General features: G+C 68.0%; 18 protein-coding genes. 10 read left to right on the top strand and 8 right to left on the bottom strand.

Features of this window, described 5'->3' with window-relative positions; translation table 11 throughout:
- Nucleotides 1–125 precede the first annotated feature (125 nt).
- The 3 genes from M3M55_RS02555 to M3M55_RS02545 form a co-directional block, all read right to left on the bottom strand.
- Entirely contained in the window at nucleotides 126–647 is a 522-nt protein-coding gene (locus tag M3M55_RS02555) for a DUF6444 domain-containing protein (protein ID WP_249011260.1), read from the bottom strand.
- Nucleotides 648–703: 56 nt separating this feature from the next.
- Complete coding sequence (locus M3M55_RS02550; protein WP_249011259.1) at nucleotides 704–1,789, bottom strand: hypothetical protein; 1,086 nt, start codon at nucleotides 1,787–1,789, stop codon at nucleotides 704–706.
- A 185-nt stretch (nucleotides 1,790–1,974) separates the two neighbouring features.
- On the bottom strand, nucleotides 1,975–2,580 hold the full coding sequence (locus tag M3M55_RS02545) for an SLATT domain-containing protein (RefSeq protein WP_249011258.1): 606 nt from the start codon (nucleotides 2,578–2,580) through the stop codon (nucleotides 1,975–1,977).
- A 145-nt stretch (nucleotides 2,581–2,725) separates the two neighbouring features.
- On the opposite strand from M3M55_RS02545, the gene M3M55_RS02540 reads away from it, so the two are divergent.
- Nucleotides 2,726–3,313 (top strand): hypothetical protein, encoded by a 588-nt coding sequence (locus tag M3M55_RS02540; RefSeq protein WP_249011257.1) that lies wholly within the window; start codon nucleotides 2,726–2,728, stop codon nucleotides 3,311–3,313.
- Between the two features lie 310 nt (nucleotides 3,314–3,623).
- Nucleotides 3,624–3,893, top strand: a complete 270-nt coding sequence (locus M3M55_RS02535) for a hypothetical protein (protein WP_249011256.1) — start codon at nucleotides 3,624–3,626, stop codon at nucleotides 3,891–3,893.
- Nucleotides 3,894–4,003: 110 nt separating this feature from the next.
- On the opposite strand, the gene M3M55_RS02530 is transcribed toward M3M55_RS02535, so the two are convergent.
- Together M3M55_RS02530 and M3M55_RS02525 are read right to left on the bottom strand one after the other, a co-directional pair.
- Nucleotides 4,004–4,432 carry a hypothetical protein gene (locus M3M55_RS02530; protein WP_249011255.1) on the bottom strand — a complete coding sequence of 143 codons (429 nt, stop codon included), beginning with the start codon at nucleotides 4,430–4,432 and terminating at the stop codon, nucleotides 4,004–4,006.
- Nucleotides 4,422–4,679: a helix-turn-helix domain-containing protein gene (locus M3M55_RS02525; RefSeq protein WP_249011254.1), complete on the bottom strand. Its 258-nt coding sequence runs from the start codon at nucleotides 4,677–4,679 to the stop codon at nucleotides 4,422–4,424. The genes M3M55_RS02530 and M3M55_RS02525 overlap by 11 nt, the downstream gene beginning before the upstream one ends.
- 68 nt (nucleotides 4,680–4,747) lie before the next feature.
- On the opposite strand from M3M55_RS02525, the gene M3M55_RS02520 reads away from it, so the two are divergent.
- The 8 genes from M3M55_RS02520 to M3M55_RS02485 all read left to right on the top strand — a co-directional run bounded on the left by M3M55_RS02520 (nucleotide 4,748) and on the right by M3M55_RS02485 (nucleotide 14,556).
- Nucleotides 4,748–5,647, top strand: a complete 900-nt coding sequence (locus tag M3M55_RS02520; RefSeq protein ID WP_249011253.1) for a hypothetical protein — start codon at nucleotides 4,748–4,750, stop codon at nucleotides 5,645–5,647.
- A gap of 29 nt (nucleotides 5,648–5,676) precedes the next feature.
- Nucleotides 5,677–6,246: a hypothetical protein gene (locus tag M3M55_RS02515; protein WP_249011252.1), complete on the top strand. Its 570-nt coding sequence runs from the start codon at nucleotides 5,677–5,679 to the stop codon at nucleotides 6,244–6,246.
- 31 nt (nucleotides 6,247–6,277) lie between these two features.
- A complete protein-coding gene (locus M3M55_RS02510) occupies nucleotides 6,278–8,836 on the top strand; it encodes a hypothetical protein (protein WP_249011251.1) in 2,559 nt (852 codons plus the stop codon).
- Between the two features lie 201 nt (nucleotides 8,837–9,037).
- A complete protein-coding gene (locus M3M55_RS02505) occupies nucleotides 9,038–9,427 on the top strand; it encodes a plasmid mobilization relaxosome protein MobC (RefSeq protein WP_371878722.1) in 390 nt (129 codons plus the stop codon).
- Nucleotides 9,428–9,440: 13 nt separating this feature from the next.
- Nucleotides 9,441–10,988: a relaxase/mobilization nuclease domain-containing protein gene (locus M3M55_RS02500; RefSeq protein WP_249011249.1), complete on the top strand. Its 1,548-nt coding sequence runs from the start codon at nucleotides 9,441–9,443 to the stop codon at nucleotides 10,986–10,988.
- Nucleotides 10,989–11,193: 205 nt separating this feature from the next.
- Nucleotides 11,194–11,469: a hypothetical protein gene (locus M3M55_RS02495; protein WP_249011248.1), complete on the top strand. Its 276-nt coding sequence runs from the start codon at nucleotides 11,194–11,196 to the stop codon at nucleotides 11,467–11,469.
- Between the two features lie 332 nt (nucleotides 11,470–11,801).
- Nucleotides 11,802–12,812, top strand: a complete 1,011-nt coding sequence (locus tag M3M55_RS02490) for an IS110 family transposase (RefSeq protein WP_249011247.1) — start codon at nucleotides 11,802–11,804, stop codon at nucleotides 12,810–12,812.
- Nucleotides 12,813–13,902: 1,090 nt separating this feature from the next.
- Complete coding sequence (locus M3M55_RS02485; protein ID WP_249011246.1) at nucleotides 13,903–14,556, top strand: TetR/AcrR family transcriptional regulator; 654 nt, start codon at nucleotides 13,903–13,905, stop codon at nucleotides 14,554–14,556.
- Between the two features lie 51 nt (nucleotides 14,557–14,607).
- On the opposite strand, the gene M3M55_RS02480 is transcribed toward M3M55_RS02485, so the two are convergent.
- The 3 genes from M3M55_RS02480 to M3M55_RS02470 are packed head-to-tail and all read right to left on the bottom strand — an operon-like array spanning nucleotide 14,608 to nucleotide 18,087.
- On the bottom strand, nucleotides 14,608–15,849 hold the full coding sequence (locus M3M55_RS02480; RefSeq protein ID WP_249011245.1) for a cytochrome P450: 1,242 nt from the start codon (nucleotides 15,847–15,849) through the stop codon (nucleotides 14,608–14,610).
- 51 nt (nucleotides 15,850–15,900) lie between these two features.
- Nucleotides 15,901–17,379 (bottom strand): cytochrome P450, encoded by a 1,479-nt coding sequence (locus M3M55_RS02475; RefSeq protein ID WP_249011244.1) that lies wholly within the window; start codon nucleotides 17,377–17,379, stop codon nucleotides 15,901–15,903.
- A gap of 51 nt (nucleotides 17,380–17,430) precedes the next feature.
- Nucleotides 17,431–18,087, bottom strand: coding sequence for a TetR/AcrR family transcriptional regulator (locus tag M3M55_RS02470; RefSeq protein WP_249011243.1), 657 nt, complete (start codon nucleotides 18,085–18,087; stop codon nucleotides 17,431–17,433).
- Nucleotides 18,088–18,116 lie beyond the last annotated feature (29 nt).

The raw sequence follows: 18,116 nt of genomic DNA, 5'->3' as shown, positions 1-18,116 counted from the left end.
TCTGCTGGGAGGGGCGGGCTTCCCGGGACGGCGCGAGACCAGGCGCTCAGTCGTGCGGATGCGATTCCAGACTGATATGCGAGGGCTGGCTACCTCATGACCCTGTGTTCGTCGCGGTCCGCTGTCTAGGAACGGGCGCGGCCACCAAGCTGCTGGTGGTTGCCCATAGTTCTATTCGGACCGAACGCCCCGACCGGCACGCCCTCTGGGATCGGCGCGAGCGTCGCCTTGCCACAGCATCGGCAGCGAACCCGGGCACGGCGATGCTCGGTCACCGAGCACGCCACAACCGGCAGCTCCCAGACCTGATGAGCGACCGGACCGCCGACCCGCTCCCCACCAGCCAGATCACCCTCACAGCCCGAGCAGCGCTGAGGCACATGCTCGACGATCTCATCCGGATCCTTGACCATCTCACGATGACGGCCCTGATGACCGGACTGCCCGCCACGCTTCTTGCCCGACCGCTTCCTCGCCGGCCGCTTCGGAGCGTCCGGAGGATCTGACGATGAGGGCCGCGAGCTGTTCGACGAGTTCTGAGCGAGACGACGCTCGAGCTCCTCGACCTTGGCCATCAACGAGAACACGAGATCGATCACCGACTCCGGATCACGACCGATCGCCTCACGCAACTCCTCACGCTTCACGCTCCATAACTACGCCCCCAACCCGAAAACGCCTGCGCGACCCCCTGAATACGTACTCAGGGCTTGCCGCGCGGGGTCGCGTCGTGCAGCGCGGTCATGTGCGCTCCCAGATTCCCTATGAAGGCGGAAAAGCCGCCGGCCTCTGTAAATGCGAGCCGTCCGCGAGCCGCTACGGGGTTGAGATTGCGAAGGGTCTCCTCGCTGTCCTGCTCGCTGCCGCTGACGATTCCTAGCGCGTAGGCAGGGTGAAGTCCTTCCTGCGGCGCGGACCCTGCAAGGAGTTCGACGGCATGTGGTTCGGCCGCCCGCCATCCCACGATAAGCAGCTGTGTTACCTCCGGCAGGTCGGCACGAAGAGCAGCGATGTGGGGCTCCGGGCACTCAAAGGTGGTCTTTCCTTCCATCGGAATCGCGATCGCAGGAAGAGCGACCGAGTAGGTCGTATGCCCCGCGTCGGGATCATGCGAGGAGAGGGCGTCTTCTCGTGGTGGGTCGGCTGTGAGCAGGCCTTCGCCGAGCTGGTTGGCGGCCGCGAGTTCCATGGCGGCCGACACGGATCTGGTGTGGCGGTTGAAGTGATGCACTCGTGACCAGGACGTAGATCCGTGGAGCTTGAAAAGTCGGAAGTCGCTGCGGCTGATGTAGTCCTCGAAGGTGTAGAGACGCCAGTCTGCGACGAGGCCGGCCGCGGCGGCGTCGAGGAGCAGGTCGTAGTTGAACGTCGCCAGTCGCACTGCCATGCCCGTCTGGCAGTGCCAGTCGTAGATGTAGTTCAGGAGCGTGAGGTATCTGGTCAGTCCTGCGGTTGCGTTCATCCATTCGTTGCTGGCTTTCGCGACGACGCGGTGGAGGTAGATCTGGAAGGCGGCTAGTTGTTGGCGTCGCTCTGCGGAGTCGATCGACGCCTCTGTGAGTTTCGCCAGTTCTGTCTCGAGCGAGAATGCGTCTGGATTGTCGGCCATGCGGTGTCTCAGCCGGTCGATGATCGGCAAGCAGTTTGGTAGTTCTGCCGCAATCTCGTTGAACCGCTTATCGGCGAGTTCTTTTGCAAGCGGGGGAGGCCGCAGCCACGGTCTAACCGGCATCTGCGGAACGTCGGCGCTGTCAAAGGACGCGCCCGCGCCGAAGATCACTAGAAGCATTACGAGCACAGCCTATGCCTTGGGTCCCCACGGCGCAGTTCGCGGGCGTCCTTCGCTGTGGCTCACGAGTGCATTCGTCAAGGCGGTGGCAACCTGCCGGCAACTGGTTTGGCGACAGACGGGGTCCGGTCAGGGGACCCAACCGGCACGGGCGAGACCGGTTGCTACACCGGCGGACCAGTCCATTACTCCGTCTTCTCGGCGCTCTGCGCGCCAGCCTCGTGGCGCGCCTGGTCGAGCGCGTCGTGGTGGGACGGAAAGGCGAGACGATGTTCTTCGTTGGGACTCACTCTCCAGATCCGCGGCGGCACGTTGGGTGCCATCGCCCCAGCGTCGTCGAGACTCTTGCGCAGCTGATTCAGGACGCTGGTCAACTGTCCAGCGGGTGGCGGTACCGCCAGGAGTTCGTCGATGCGCCGCGCCACCGTGGCGTAATGGCGGCTGGCCTGTCGGTAGCGCTCCGCCAGCTGACCGTACTTAGCCGCTGTCTGGATCCCAGAGGCGACGGCTGCGATAGCGGCCACTAAGCCGGCAATGATCCGGATTGCCTCACTAGCCGTCTTCTGCAAGGTGACGAAGATCGTCGAGCCAACAATCGCGGTCAGGACAGTACTCCCGACGCCATAGAAGGAGTCCAATCGCTCGTACTTGTCGCACGCGGCCGAGTGCCTCCCAGATGCTTTTAGCGCCATCGTGCGCCAATCCTCAAGGAGCTTCGTCACAGGCCCCGGCAACCGACCGCCGCTGATTGTCAATCCTGGCTCGGACGGCGGTCTGTTCGCGCCGGTCATGGTCTCATTCTGTCGCGCGGACCGGCGACACCCCGTCAGTTCGCGGGAGGGCGCGGATCAGGCTGGCCACTGGCGCCGCCGCCGGGCCAGCCCGCACGGACACGATCGTTTCCATCTCGGGCCCGCCTGCAGGATCGCGAGCGCTTTGGCGACGATCCAGCGACGCGGCCGTCCTGGTCGCGCACGAGTCCTACGCCACGCTTGTGATCGCCGCCTGGTGTCTGCGCGGTTGCAGAAGGACCGCCCGACGCGTGAGCACGCCGTCGCGGTCGGGCAAGCGAAGTCGTCGTTCTCAACGTGGGATGAGACAATCGTGGTCGTGCACGATGCAATCGAGCGGTTCCGCGTCGCCTCGCAAGCCGGGGACGTTGGCGGGTTCATGTCGGAGCTCGCGGTCGACGCCGAACTTGTGTCGCCGATCTCCGGACGCATGGTCTTCCGGGGCCAAGGCGACCTACGCGTCTTGTTCGACGCTGTGTACGGGTCGCTGACAGGTCTCACCTGGAAAGACGAGGTGACCGACGGCAAGGTGGCGTTGCTGTGCGGTGAGGCCCGTGTTGGCCCGTTCAAGCTTGGCGATGCGATGGTTGTCGAGCTGGCCCCGGACGGTCGAATACAACGGATCCGCCCGCATCTCCGGCCGCTGCTTGGCCTGGTCGCTTTCGCCGTGGTCGTCGGAGCAAAGATGGCTCTGCACCCCGCCGTCCTCGTGCGCGCGTTGCGGCGGCCGTAGCAGCTCGGGACCGTCGAGCTCCAGCATCCGCTCTGCTCTCGTGTCCCCGCAAAGGGTCAGGTCACCGGCGCAGCCCGGATCCGCGCCGGTGCCGAGATAGTCGCTGCAAGCGCAACGGCGCGGGAGCGACGAGACCGGCGACCGGCATCCCGCCGCAGGACGATGGCGGCGCGATCACGTGAGCCGACAGCGATCACGCCCGGCACCACCAACCGCGTGATGGCTCCGCCACGATCTGGATCGAGGCCCCGGCACCTCGAGTTCGTTCCCGAGCGGGAAGCACGCCAGGGCCCTCATCGACGCCTCCGTTATGCGAGCGGCAGTCAGCGCACTGCTTGCTCCCGGCGGCGCGCAGCGCTTGCAGGTGCTAACGCGCCGCCCCCGACTACCTCGGCCCGGCCGCGAAACGATCGACCGCCAGGAGCTCATCGCCCGCGTGTACCGCGGGCGGGCGGTGATCGATGTGCGCCCAGCCGAAGGGTCGACCAGCGTGCCGCCCGAGGTCTCGGCCAAGCCGCCGAACCTCGTTGATGAGGCGACCCACGACGGGTTCCAGTACCTCCGGGCGGGCGCGCTGTAATCGGATCTCCAGCGCTGCGGCGCCTCCAGGCCGCATGGGTCCCGGCACCACCGAGCACCGATGACTCCCCGAGCCGATAGCGGTCGCGGCGAGCGACCGACCGGCCGCGCTTACGCCGGTCTACGTCCCCGCGCCTGCTCGCTGCCGTGGTCTGCGACCGCGGCAGACAGAGCCCGAGCGATCCGCGAGAGCTCGCCGAACGCTCGGGCGATCGCCGCGACGCTGATTCCCTCGAACGCGCGTGAGAGGTCCTCGATCGCCTGATCGAACTCCTGCCACGTCTCAGGCGGCCCAGGGCGACCGCTCTCAGGGCTGAGTTCGTGGGGGGCGGGGCGCTTGGCCGGCGGCAGCGGCTTCCACCCGAGCCCCTGCGTCGCGGCGTAGTCGTAGGCGATCTGCTGCTGCTCGCAGGCGTCGGCGAGCTCCCGCAGACGACGGGGGTAGCCGGCGTCCGGAGGGGCCGTGCGGTGCTGTTTGAGCGCGTTCTGCCAGCTCGCCTCCGCGACCCGCAGCTGGGTCATCGCGCGGTCAAGCGTCATCGTGCGTGAACTGCCCGACCAATGAGTCCTCCAGGGACGCAACCTCCGTAGGCCCGGTCGGTTGGGGCTCCTGCTTGCTGAGCATCGCTTGAAGATCGGAGCGGCGCACGCGGTACTCCCGGTTTGTCGCCTGGATCGCGCGGAGTCGGCCCTGCTTGATCCAGACGCGGATCGTCGCTTCGGTGTACTTGAGCTCGCGCGCGATCTCGGCGACGGTCAGCAGTTCGTCTGGATTGGAAGTGGACATGCGAGAGAGCACTCTCCGGGTTGCGCTTATCCTGCGTCAACAGATGGTATCGTAGCCCGCTGGGTCCCATGAACGAATTCTCGGGTAACGGCGACTTCGACCTCCGCCGAGTCGTGACCGAAGTCGACTTCCAGGCGCGCCGCCGCGCCGCCGAGTCGCCGTCGCAATCCGTTGATCCTGACGAGGACAGCCTCGGCGCCCGCTCGCTGCTCGGTCAATTTACCGCCGGTGCTCACTCCGCGAGCGATTCGGCGCAACAAGCTCCCGGGCGAACCGGCACCACGTCTGACACAGAGCGCCAGCCGTCGCTCGGCTGGCGAACGGCGACTGAACCGTCGCCAAACGCCCCACCGTCCCAACCGCCCGTCGCGCCCACGGCAGACAGAGGCCGCGATGCCGACGAGATCACCGCACCGTCCGAGCGACCGACGCGCACGCCGATTTACGCGCGCGAGGGTGCGGTCCATCGTGCGAGTCCCGCCCGTGACGCGGCTGAGCGCGTTCGCGGTCGGCCGCGCAAGGTGCTGCTTTCCGTTGCGGTGGTCGCTGTCTCGCTGCCCTTGATGACGCTCGCCGGCGGGACCGCGGCGTCTCGCGGCCGGCCCGCTGGCAGGCCGGCCAATGCCGCGCCGGTGACCGCGTCAGCCCACGCGCATACTGCCCGTGCGACGTTGCTGCCGATGGCGCTCGTCATCGCTGAACTGCGCAAGTCGATCGTCACGGTGGCGCGGGGCGTTCGCGTGCCCACGCATCACCGGGCGAGCAGGCGCCGCTTGGTTCGCCACACCAGATCTGTCAACGCCGCGGGTGCGGTCAATCCGAGCGGCACTCCGCAGGCTCTCTCGAGTTCCCCGAGCGGCTTCTCGTCGACACGCGAGCCGGCCCCGCCGGCTCAAACGTCCGCGCCACCTTCGGCCCCGGTGCAGAACCACCAGAGCTCGTCGCGCTCCTTCCCGCCCATCCTATGACGTTCGCCTCCCCGAAAGGAGCCACTCCGATGCGTCAACTCCCGTCCAGAGCCCTGAAGATCGCTGCCGTCAGCGTGCTGTCCGCGGTTGCAGCGAGCAGTGGTTATGCGCTCGCCTCACCGAGCGGCGGGCCGAAGGTGATCCGAGGGTGTGTCGAGGTTCACGCGCGGGTCCTGCTCGTCAAGCCGCGTTGCGGACGCGGGCAGCATCGGATCACTTGGAATGTGCGGGGGCCCGAGGGACCGCAGGGCGTGCAGGGTCCGGCGGGGCCATCGCCAGTCACCGCCTTCGGGGTTGCTGAACCCGGCGGGCAGGTCCGCGTCCAGCAAGGTGGGACGCTGACGGCCGGGCTCAACGGTGCGTATGAGTTTCGGCCGAGCGCCGCTCCGACTGTCGTCAACACCTGTGCGGCGACGGCGACGCCTGTGCAGGCACCGAACCCGACGTCGCTGGCGCCGTCCTCGGCGGACACCGTGACCGAGTCGGAGTACCACGACACCAGCGGGTACGTGATCGGCTGGCAGTTCCAGGTCTTCAACTCCGCCGGGCAGCCGGTGAACGACGGGATCGCGGTCAGCGTGTCCTGCCCGATCGGCTGACGCGCGCAGGAGTGGTAGCGGGGAGATTGGGATGAGACCGTTCGCGTGGGCATCGCCGGGTCGGCTCGCGGGTCTGGTCGCCGTGCTCGCGGCGGTCGGGCTGGCGGGGGCACCGGCCGCGACGGCTGGGCAGTTGACGTTGGCGAGCACTGCGGGGCAGGGCGGGTCGACGTGCGCGTTGACGAGCTTTCACACGACCGGGGCGATGATGTACTGCGGGAACGGCAGCTCGGGGCAGACGTTGAACGCTGATTACCTGCAGAGTCAGGGGTTCGCGGTCAGCCAGGGCGCTTATGCGCAGGGGGAGATCGACGCGCCGGCGGGGATCACGATCAACAGCCTTACGTTCAACGGCGTGTATGTCACGAACGTCAACAACGGCAATCAGTGGGGCGGGGGCGCGTACTGGTCAGGTGGTGGGTGCCAGTGGTCGCCGGCGAGCAACGAGACGATCCAGCTCGGCACGAGCGCGTGCCCGGGGTTCAGCGGTTCGAGCCCGTATGTCGGGTTTCAGCTGACCTGCGGCGCGGCGTCGTGCAGCGATTTCGCGCAGATCTATGTCCCGAGTTTCAGTTTGACGGCGACCGAGACGAGTGATCCGTCGCTCACGGCTGTGGGCCCGGGGAACGTGTTCTACACGGGCGGGGGGTGGATCTGGAACCCGGCCGGTGATCCGTGGAACGCGACGCTGGTCGGCTCGGATCCCAGCGGGGTCTGCACCTACTCCTACACGATCGACGGGACCACCCCGTCGCAGAACTCGATCCCGAACGGGACGACCTGGCAGCAGTGCCCGAACAACACGCCGTGGAACGCGACGCTCGACACGACGGAGTTCCCGAACGGCAGGTCGGGCTACACGGTCCAGGATGCCAACGCCGCGGGGAACACGAGCTCGTCCTCGACGACGCTTCAGATCGACAATCAGGCTCCGTCGGTGGCGTTGAGCGCGGTCAACGATCCGAGCCCGGGGTCGTGGAGCGGCGCCGATCATGCGGTGACCGTGCACGTGCAGCCGATCGTCGGGCCTTCGGGGGTCTCGAGCCTGTCGTGCGCCGATAATGGCAACCCGTTGACGATGAGCGCCGGATCCGATGTCACGGTCGATGGCAATGGCCGGCACGACATCCAGTGCACGGTCTCAAACAACGCGGTCGATCCGCAGGGCGTGCACAACACCGGCAGCGGGTCGCTGACCGTGCTGATCGACGAACAGAAGCCGAGCGTGGCGTTCTCGAACGTGCTGGCGGCGCCGGCGTGGAACGGCGGTCAGCCGACGGTCGTCGCCGGCGGCTCGGAGCCGGTCGTGGAGAGCGGGGTCGACGGCGTGTCCTGCGTAGCGGTGAACGGGCAGGCCGGTCAGCAGCTCGCGAGCACCAGTTCCGGGACGTCGGGGAGTGTGAAGCTGACCGCTACCGGGATCTGGACGGTGACGTGTACCGCGAGCACCGCGGCTGGGATGTCGGGGAGCGCGAGCGAGGTGGTGCAGGTCGACGACGCGGTTCCGCAGGTCGCGTTCTCCGGTGCGCCACCGGCGCCCGCGACCGACCAGGGCGCGCAGACGGTGCTTGTGAGCGGCAGCGAGCAGAGCGCCGCACCGTCCGGGATCGCTGAGATCGTATGCAGCGTCGACGGCGGCGCGGCGCAGACCGCCGCCAGTTCGAGCATGACCGTGCCGGTCGCTGGGAACGGGCCCCATCAGATCTCCTGTCACGCGGTCACCAACGCCGGGGTGAGCGGGCCGGCAGCGAGCGAGGTGTTGCAGATCGCCGCGTACGGCACCCCGTCCGGAGTGAGCGTCGCACCGCAGGCCCATCAGGTCCTGGTGCTCTGCGAGCACCACCGCCGCTGCTCGGCGGCGCACCGCACACGCAGCACCCGGCGCTACTGCGCCCGGCACCACAGCTCCTGCCACACCATCCTCGTCCCGAACACTGTTCGCGAGCGTGTGTGCGGGCGCCATCATGGCCGGCGGCGTTGCCGGTGGGAGCGGGTCGCGGCGGACACGATCCGGTTGCGTTGGCACGCCGCGCAGCGTGTCGTTGGCCTGCTCAGCGTCAGTGGGCGGGCGGTGCCGGGCGCGGTGATCGATGTGTCCAGACAGCCGCAGGGCAACTGGCCGCGCCAAGCACTCGGGACAGTCACGACGAACCAGTACGGGCAGTTCACCTATCCCGTGCATGGACCCTCCGGCGAGCTGATCTTCACCTACCCCGGCACCGCGACCGTGCAGGCGACCACCGCGGTACAGCCGATCATCGCCCGCAGCCACCTCCTGATCCATCTGCCCGCCCGCCTCACTCCAGGCCGCGGCCACGTGGTCCACGCCACCGGCCGGGTGCTCGGCGGGTACATCCCGGCTGGTGGGGTGTTGGTGCAGCTGTGGGAGACCGCCAGCGGCGATCCGCTCGGGTGGCAGCCGATCCGCGAGCCGATCCGCACCAACGCGCAAGGCCGCTGGAGCGCCGTACTTCCCGTCCCTGCCGCAGCCGCCGGACACGCTTACCGACTCAAAGCCCGAATCGTGCCGCAGGCCGGATGGCCATGGCTCGGCACCTGGAGCCGGACGCTACGGCGCTACGTGTCCTGACTAGTACTAAATGCTAACCACGCTTAACCGAGGCCAGAAGTGGGTAACACTCCTTGAGCCAGAGTCCTTGAGCCAGAGCAAGCTATACGATAGTGGTATCACTATCGTGATCCCACTATCGGCTTGTCCGCCGGCCGGCGGCCTGACGGGGTGGTCCCGCCCAGGGGGCGGGTCGCTGCGCTGGCTTGAAAGGCGGACGTCGTGAGCGCGCCCGCAGGGCGGCGTGATCGGCCGCGGGAGCGTCGTGCGAAGCACCCGGGTCGTCGTCCCACGGGCCTACGGGTGACGCTTAGCGAGGAGGAGCTGGCGCAGCTCCGTGCGCGTGCCCAGAAGGCGGGCGTGTCGATGTCGCGGCTGCTGGTCGAGTCCGCGCTCGCCCAGGTCGAGACCAAGGCCGAGCGGCAGCGGGTCGTGGTCAAGCTCAACCGGTTCGAGCGGCTGCTGGGGAACCTCGCGAACAACGTCAACCAGCTCGCGCGTCAGGCGAACATCGCCGGGCAGGTCGTCGCGGTCGGTCGCGTCACTGGCTACCTGGACGAGCTCGCCGAGATGCGCGACGAGCTCCATCGCATCGTCGGCGAGCTGCGCTGAGAGGGGGAGATAGGTGATCCCGAACATCACGCGCGGCGGCAGCACGGTGAAGCTGCTGCGCTACCTCGCTGGTCGCGGGCGTCGAGACGAACACGAGCACCCGCACCTGGTGGCGGGGCAGCCCGGGACGCTATTGGTCGAACACGGCGAGCGAGTCCTCGCGCCGCGCGACGTCGGACCGATCGCCAGCCTATTGGATGAGCCGATGCGGGACTTCGGCACCGAGGTGACGATCGCGATCAAGGACGCAGACGGGCAGTCGACCGGCGAACGCCGGGCGGCACACGTGTGGCATTGCTCGCTCGCGCTGCACCCGACCGAGCCGAACCTCGGCGACGAGACGTGGCGGCGGATCGCCGAGCGCTACGTCTCGATGCTCGGCTTCGATCCGCTCGACGGTCGCCCTGCGTGCCGGTGGGTTGCTGTGCACCACGGGCGCTCCGCCGGCGACAGCGACCACATCCACGTCGTCGTGAACCTTGTGCGGGATGACGGCAAGGTGGCGAGCGTACACATGGACCGGCCTCGCGCTCAGCGGGCGTGTCGGACGCTCGAGCAGGAGTTCGGGCTGAACCAGGTCGAGGCGTGCGGCCGCGGCGCCGGTGAGCGCGGCGTCAAACCGGCCGAGGTCATCGCCTGCCAAGTCGACGGCAGCCGTTCCGGGGTTGAGCGGATCCCTACTGAGCACACCGCCCGTCGGCAACTCGAGCGGATCGTCAGGGCATGTGCCACCGCCGCGGTTGACGAGCGCGACTTCGTCGGCCACCTCATGGCCGAGGGGGTTCTGTGGCGACCGCGGTACGAGAAGGGCGGCCGGGACGACGTCGTCGGCTACTCGGTCGCCCTGGAGCCCGAGCAGGGTGGGCAGACCATCTGGTACGGCGGCGGCCGGTTGAGTCGAGAGCTGACACTTCCACGCCTGCGCGCGGCGTGGCCGGAGCTCGACGCGAACGCGCGCGTGGCTGCGTGGATACGGTCGTCGGTGGGCGACCGGTCGCGCAGGACCTCGACGCCGCCGACGCCCGAGCTACAGGCGGAGTGCGCTAGCCAGCTGGCGCAGCTACGTGAACGACTCCGCACCGTGTCGCACGCCGATCAGAGCACCTGGGCGCTCGTCGCGCGCGACGCCGCGGGGATCCTTGCCGCCTGGTCGCTGCGCACCGAGCCCGTGCCGGGACCGCTCGCCGAGACTGGCCGAGCGATCGCGCGCACGGCGCAGCTGCGCGCGGCGCAGGTTCCCGGCACGCCGCGTCGGCCGTTCCCGCCGACGCAGACAACGGCACGGCTGCTGCTCCGCTCCGCAACGGGGCCGGCCTCGAACGGGCTGCTGTTCTCCCGTGTTCGGTCACTCGGCGACGCGATTCGCGACATGCACGCAGCGGCCGGGGAGGCTGAGCGCGCAGCTGAACTCGAGCGGACAGCGATCGCCCAGCTCAGGACGATCTCGACCACGAGCACGCGACATCGACCCGTCGGCCTCGAACCGGGAACACCTCTACGCGGGCGTCCTGATCGGTCGCAGCGGCGCCGGCAGAGGCCCGTCCGGGACATCGAGCGGTAGTCCGGTGGGCGTACAGAGACGCATAACGCCGCGCCTCCTATCTATACGTCTCCGCGCTGTCTCCGCGCGCTGTTCGGTGAGGGGCGTCGACGAGGTGTCCGCATTCTCGTCGTCGGGCGACCACGGGGCTCCGCGCTGACCTCCGCCCTTAGGTTGATGCACGTGCAGCGAAGTGCAGGTGCGACAGGCTTGCAAGGATGAGTCTGTGAAGACAGTCCGCCTCGATCCCGACGGTCGCGACCGCGCGGCGCCGGTCTCCGACGAGATCGAACGGTTGCTGGGCGACGGCAAGCGGATCACGGTGACGGTCGCCGAGGAGCGCGGGTTCCTCTCGCCCCGCCAGGCGGCGGGTGGGCTGGGGTTCTCGCGCCAGCACGTCGTCAGGCTGATCGTGGCAGGGGAGCTCGCGGCGGAGAGGCTGGCATCCTCGAGCTTCGGGCGTCTGGCGTCTTCCTATCGGATCGGTGATCGAGTTCGATGAACGACGCAAAGCCAACGCAAAGCCGCTCGCTCCCGTGCCGACGCGTGGTCGCGTTCGCTCGACGATCTCGGCGCCCCGCTTGAGTGACAGCACCGCGCCGCGGCGGGCGGTCCTGGGCAACGACGTCATCTTCTCTCGCGTGCTGCACGACATGTTTGGACGTCTCGCGACCGGGCCACGGCTGTTCACCCTGATCTGGAGCGAGGAACTGCTCTCTGAATGTCATGAAGGAGGCCTCCTCCGGTGGCACGCTCCGGCGTGTCATCGAAGGACCGCGCCCGAAGGAGGCCCGTCTTCATGTTGCACGCCGGACTTGATCTCAGTCGTAAACGTTGGACTACTGCTTGCTGGACGGGGAGGGCGGGCGGCTCGAGCTGGCGGCTGTGCCGCCGGATGGGGACGGGCTGCGGGGGTTCGCGCGCGGGGTGCGTGAGCGGTTCGGGCCGGTTGAGGTGCGGACGGCGATCGAGTCGATGAACGGCGCCCGGTTCGTGCACGACACGCTGGAGCGCTGTGGCTGGGAGGTCGAGGTCGCGGACGCGCAGAAGGTCAAGGGGCTGGCGCCGTTGGCGTGCAAGACCGACCGGATCGACGCGTGGGTGCTGGCCGAGCTCTCCCGCCGTGAGCTGGTCCCGGCGATCTGGCTGCCGTCCTTCGAGCAGCGTGCGGAGCGCGAACGTGCGCGCTGGCGGCTGTTTCTGGTCCGCAAGCGCAGCTCGCTGAAGCATCGGATCCATGCGCAGCTGCTCGCGTTCGGGCACACCTGCCCGGTGGCGGACTTGTTCGGGCGCGAGGGCCGCGAGCTGCTCGCCCGCCTGGACTTCCCCGAGCCGTGGCGGGGCGGGGTGCTTGCCGCGCTGGCGATGATCGACGACCTCGATCGCCAGATCGTGGACATCGACCGGGAACTCAAGGCGCTCGGTGCCGATCATCCGTACGTCCCGACGCTGATGAGCGCGCCCGGGATCGCGTGGGTGCTCGGCTACACGATCGCCTCCGAGATCGGCGACATCCACCGCTTCAGCACGCCGGCGAAGCTGACCGGCTACACCGGCCTGTGCCCACGCGTCTACCAGTCCGGGTCAACCGACCGCCGCGGCCCGCTGACGCACGCCGGCCCGAAGTACCTGCGCTGGGCGTTGATGGAAGCCGCCACCCACGCGTGCCGGCACCCCGCCTACCGGGAGCGCTACCAGCGCAACAAGCACCGGCTCGGCCGACAGCGCGGCGCGAAGGTCGCGCAGGTCGATATCGCCCGGCGGCTCGCCGAGGCGATCTGGCACATGCTCACCCGCGACCAACCCTTCGCTCCGGCAGGCGCCACGCCGGCTCTGGCCGCATAGACGGCCCTCTTTGAGATGCGCCACCGGAGCGAGACACCCATAGCACCTGGTCCTCACGAGATGAGGCGATAGAGAGTTGCGTCACGCTACGCCACACGACCCCTGCCGCGGACCATGACCCATCACCGACCCCTTGACACCGACCCCTCCTTCATAGAGAGCTGAGGCGCGCTCCGCGCTAGTTTGCCGCAAGGGGGTCTCCGCTGAGGTAGCCGACTGCTGTGTGGGCTTCCTCTCAAGCTCGTTCCGGGCGGACCGGGTCGACCTGCACGGCCTCGATGCACCCGGCGCGGCGTCCGGCGCGACCACCGACCCCGACAACGTGCACGTGTGCGCATTTGCGATCGCCGGCCACGCCGAGCTGCTGATCACCGACGACCGCGGTTCCTGGCAGACGTCCTCAAGCGCGGGGGGATCACCGTCATCACGCCCGATCTGGCTCTCACCAGCACGCTCGATAAACTCAAGCGAGCAGTGCTCGACGCGCTTGACGCGCAAGCGGCGGCGTGGGCCGGCCGGTCGAGAAGCTGTGGATGCGATCTAACGTACCGGTGCGGTCAGGTTCGCGCTACGCCCCCCGACAGGCTCGCCAGCCGACCGCTCGCTGATACGGGCGACTGTTCCTCCGAATGGACTAGCCGACGCTCTACCGGAAGCGACTGTCGAGCCCCCTTCCAACCCAGCAGCGACGCGACCAGCGTCGACTCGGGTCGACGCTCCGCCACGCGAGCGGCAGCGACCAATGCTTTCAGATCGTCCCGCTCATCAAGATGAGCGCGAGCACATCGGCGGCCACCGCAAGGGAGCTCCGGCCGGAGTTGCACTTGCGCAAAGGAGGGCGCGGCCTCAGGCGCCCTGCTGTTGGCGAGGAGCGGGTATCCGACCCACGTCTGCGCCAAACATGAGAGATCGGCCGTCCCGGGGAGCGTCTGTATTCGCAAACACAGCCTGGCTCGCAGCTCGCTCACCTCCGGGCGTGGCTTTCTTGCTGCTTGCGGCGGGCGCTACCGGCCATCCACGCCGGCAGGCGGCTGAATGCTGTGGGTGGCACGTGCGTGGCGTGGCTGTGTGGTCAGCTAGGCTCGTGGGGGTGACGTCGAATCCGGTTCTTACGCGGAAGGGCGAGCGTACTTCGCGGCGGATTCTGGATGCGGCGGTTCGGTGTGTCGCGCGTGATGGGCTGCCGGCGCTCACGATGCAGCGGGTGGCGGATGAGGCGGGCGTCGGGAAGCGCGCAGTCGTCTACTACTACGGCACGCGGGAGGGTCTGCTGGATGCGGTGATCCGCCATGTGGGTGATCGGATGCTCGACGAGCTGCAGCAGGCTGTTGGGGGGATAGAGGATCCGGTTGAGATCGTCGCGCGCGGGTTTGAGGTGGTGTGGGGCGCGATCACGAGCGACCGTGCGCTGCTGGCTGCCTGGTTTGGCCTGCATGCCGAGGCGGTCATCAATCCGGCCTTCTCGGGGTCTGCCGGTTATATCGGCGATCGGTTGGAGGGGATCGTTGGCGATGCGATCGACGCGCAGCTCGCGCGTGGGCGGGTGTTGCGCGTCGATCGGGACGTGCTGCGGGTGCTGGTGGTCGCCAACGTGCAGGGGTTCGCGGCGTACTTCCTCGAGCACGGCGACGTCCCGCCGCTGCGCGCGGCGATCACCGAGTTCCGGCACTTCCTCGTGACTGTCGCAGTGCCAGGCGATCACCGGCGCGAACGCCGTCGGCGCGCGCACGGGTCCTCGGGGTGAGTGTCCAGGCGGGCCGGCCGTGCCGTGAGTCCCTGCCAGGCCGTGCGGGGATCAGCCGTACAGGCGGACGGGAAGTGTTTTGAGCTGGCTGGAGAATTGCGCGAGCACCCAGGTCGGTTCGGCGGCGATGCTCATCTCGGGGAACCGGTGGAGTGTCTCTTCGACCAGGATCCGCAGCTCGAGGCGCGCGAGCGCGGTTCCGAGGCAGAAGTGCCGTCCTCCGGCGCCGAACGCCTGGTGCTCGGGGTTGCGGGTGACGTCGAACACGTCCGGGTTCTCGTAGACGGTCTCGTCGCGGTTCGAGGCTGGGTACCACATCGCGACCTTGTCGCCCTTCTTGATCGCGCAGCCGCCGAGCTCCGTGTCGTTGGTCGCGGTGCGGCGGAAGTGCGCGAACGCGGGGAACATCCGCAGCGCCTCCTCGACTGCGCTCGGGATCAGTGAGGGATCGTCGATCAGCTTCTGGCGCTGGTCGGGGTGGTCCATCAGCGCGCGCATGCAACTCGTGTACGTCGCTTTGGTGGAGTCGTTGCCGGCCGCCATGAGCAGCACGAAGCCGGCGAAGATCTCCTCGTCGGTGAGCTTGTCGCCATCGATCTCGGCAAAGATCAGGGTGCTGAGGAGATCGTCGGTCGGGTTCGCGCGGCGCGCGGCGACGAGCTCCATGCACCCGGTGAACATCGGCGGCAGCAGCTCGGCGATCAACGACTCGATCCCGCCTGGGTTGAGGTCGGGGTCGCCGAACCCGAGCATCCTGTTGATGTTGGTCGCCCAGACGATGTCGTCCTCAGGGGCGAGGCCCATGAAGCGTCCGATCACGCGCGAGACGACCGGCTGCGCGACGTCAGTGACGAGGTCGCAGGTCTCGCGCTGCTCGATCGCATCGAGCACTCCCGTGGTGATCTCCCGGATCATGTCCTCGTGCTCGGCGATCCGCTTGGGGGTGAACCCGCGCTGGAACAGCACCTTGATCCGGTCGTGCTTGGGGGGATCCATCCCGATGAACATCCCCTGCACCAGGAACATCGGGACCAGGTGATCGTTCAAAACGAAGTTCGTCGCCGACGAGTACGTCTCCCAGTCCCGGCTGACCTGCTGTATCAGCTCAGCGCTCGTCACCGACCAGAAGCCGGCGTCCTGCGGGGACTGAGCAATCCCGGCGCTCCAATGCACCGGGCACTCCCGACGCAAACGACGAAACAGCTCATGCGGCGCACCGTCGGTCCAGTGCGCGTCATCGGCAACGCCGACACTGTCAAGCGGGGCTTGGGCGAAAGTCGAGATCTCGGTCATGACGACACCCTACCATAACTTTACACCAAATGGTGCTTTTTGCCGTCAGGCTTACCGCCTGCGCTCCGAGCTCCCAACTTGCGACCTACGACGCGCGATCATGCGGACGCCGCGCCGAGGGCGCAACGTGAGCGTGGCTTCGGGCTCGACCGGATGGCCCGGCACCGCCTCGAAGAGGAATCGCTGGGACATCATCGCGGCGATGAGCGTTGCCTCCATCAGTGCGAACGTCCGGCCGATGCAGATCCGCTGGCCCGCTCCGAAGGGGAGGTAGGCGAAGCGGTGGTGGTTGGCGTTCTCGGGGAGGAACCGGGTCGGGTCGAACCGTTGCGGGTCTTCCCAGAACCGGGGGTCGTGGTGGACGGCGTTGACCGGCACGAGGACGGTGGAGCCTTTGGGGATGCGGTAGCCGTCGATCTCGTCGTCGTCGATCGCCGTCCGCGGCACGACCCAGATCGGCGAGAAGTAGCGCAGGGCTTCCTGGAAGCACGCGCTCGTCCATGGCAAGTTCGGGATGTCCTCGGCGGTGGGGCGGCGATCGCCGAGGACGGTGTCGATCTCGTCGAGCATCCGGTCTCGTGCCCAGCCGTTGAGTGCGAGCAGGTACCACATCCAGGCCATGCCGTTGGCGGTGGTCTCGTGTCCGGCGATCATGAACGTCACTGCCTCGTCGCGGACGCGCCGCGCCGTGAGCGTCCCGTCCTCGTCGCGCGCCCGCAGGAGCATGCCGAGCAGGTCGTCGCCGTCATCGGGGTTCTGCCCGCGGTCGGTCAGCACGTCCTCGACCATGCGATCGATGGTTCGCATCGTGAGCTGCGCCCGGTCGAGCGGGGGTGGCAGCAGCGGCGAGTAGTGGACGGTGTGTCCGAGGAGCTTGACCGCCCAGGCCGGTGGGGCGGCGACGAGCGTCAGGCGCGCAGCGATCTCGCCGAGTCGAAGGCCGGTTGTGACCGCCGTGCCCATCTTCTTGGCGACGCTTCCCAGCTCGTGGCCGAACAGCGCGGTGCCGACGACGTCGAGGGTCAGCATCGTCATGTCCGCGACCATCTCGACCTCGAACGCATCACCCTGCGCGTCGAGCCCGGCGAGGTAGCGATCGATCGGGTCGATCATCAGGTCGATCATCCCGTTCAGCTGGCGGCGAGCGAAGAACGGATTGAGCATCGTTCGGTGGCGCTGCCAGGTGTCACCGTCGTCGGTGAACAGGCTACGACCGAGCACCGTGCTGACGAGCTGGTACTCGACCGACTTCATGTACCGATCGCAGTGCTTGCGCAGGACGTGCTCGATGTAGTCGGGGTGCGTGATCGCGAAGACCTGCCGTGCACCGCCGCGCCAGCGCACGATGTCGGACCCGGCCGCCTTCTCCGCAATCCGGTTGAACGAGATCAACCCGCTGAGCAGCATGTCCTGGGCGACCCGAATGCCGCTCGTCGTCGGTGTCGGGCGCTCTGCTGTGGCGGTAACGATCATAGGACTCCTTCGGACATTCGCCGATCGCTTGATCGGCGAGATGCGCCGAGCATACACGTCGATCGCGTGATCGACAAGACGCCGTTCGTGGGCAGCGAAGCGCGATTACTACGTCGCGGCCGTTGCTGCTGCCGGGTCGACAACCTGCTCGAGCAGCTGCAGGAGAAGCGGCTTGATCGCCGCCCAGCGAGCGTCGATTGCGACGCGGCCCCAGATCGGGATCGCCAGCACGAGGCCGCGGACTAGCGCAACCATCGCGTGAACCATCGCGACCAGCTGCGCCCTGGCCTCGACCTCAGGGAAGACCGCGCCGACAGTCGTGAGGATGATCGCCCCGATCCGCTCCTCGAGCTCTCGCAGGGTCGCGGCGAGCTCGGGCTCATCCCACACCGCAGACCAGAGCTGCGCGGCGGCGAGTGCTTGCGGCGATGTGAACTCTCGCCAGGCCTCATCGAGCACAGCTTCGCGCCCGTCAGGGGTTCGTAGGCCACGGGGATCGATGGTGTCGAGCGCGCGGTCGGCCAGTCGCAGCGCGACATGCGTGACGGCCTCGAGGATGAGCTCCTCGCGGGACGGGAAGTGGTGCATGAGCGTGCTCTGTGCCACGTCGGCTCGTTCCGCCACACGGCGCGTCGTCAGGGCGCCATACCCCTCGTCCACGAGGCACTGCACGGCCGCCTCGACGATGGCTGACCGCGTCGCCGCTCGCTGTTCGGCTCGTGTGACGCGTCGCACACGCGGCGCGGCTTCCGATTGATCGATCATGGGATCGACATGCTACTGTGCCCAAACTC

This window comes from Conexibacter sp. DBS9H8, from assembly GCF_023330685.1.
Lineage (GTDB): Bacteria > Actinomycetota > Thermoleophilia > Solirubrobacterales > Solirubrobacteraceae > Palsa-465.
This window is presented reverse-complemented; position numbering and strand designations above follow the sequence as displayed.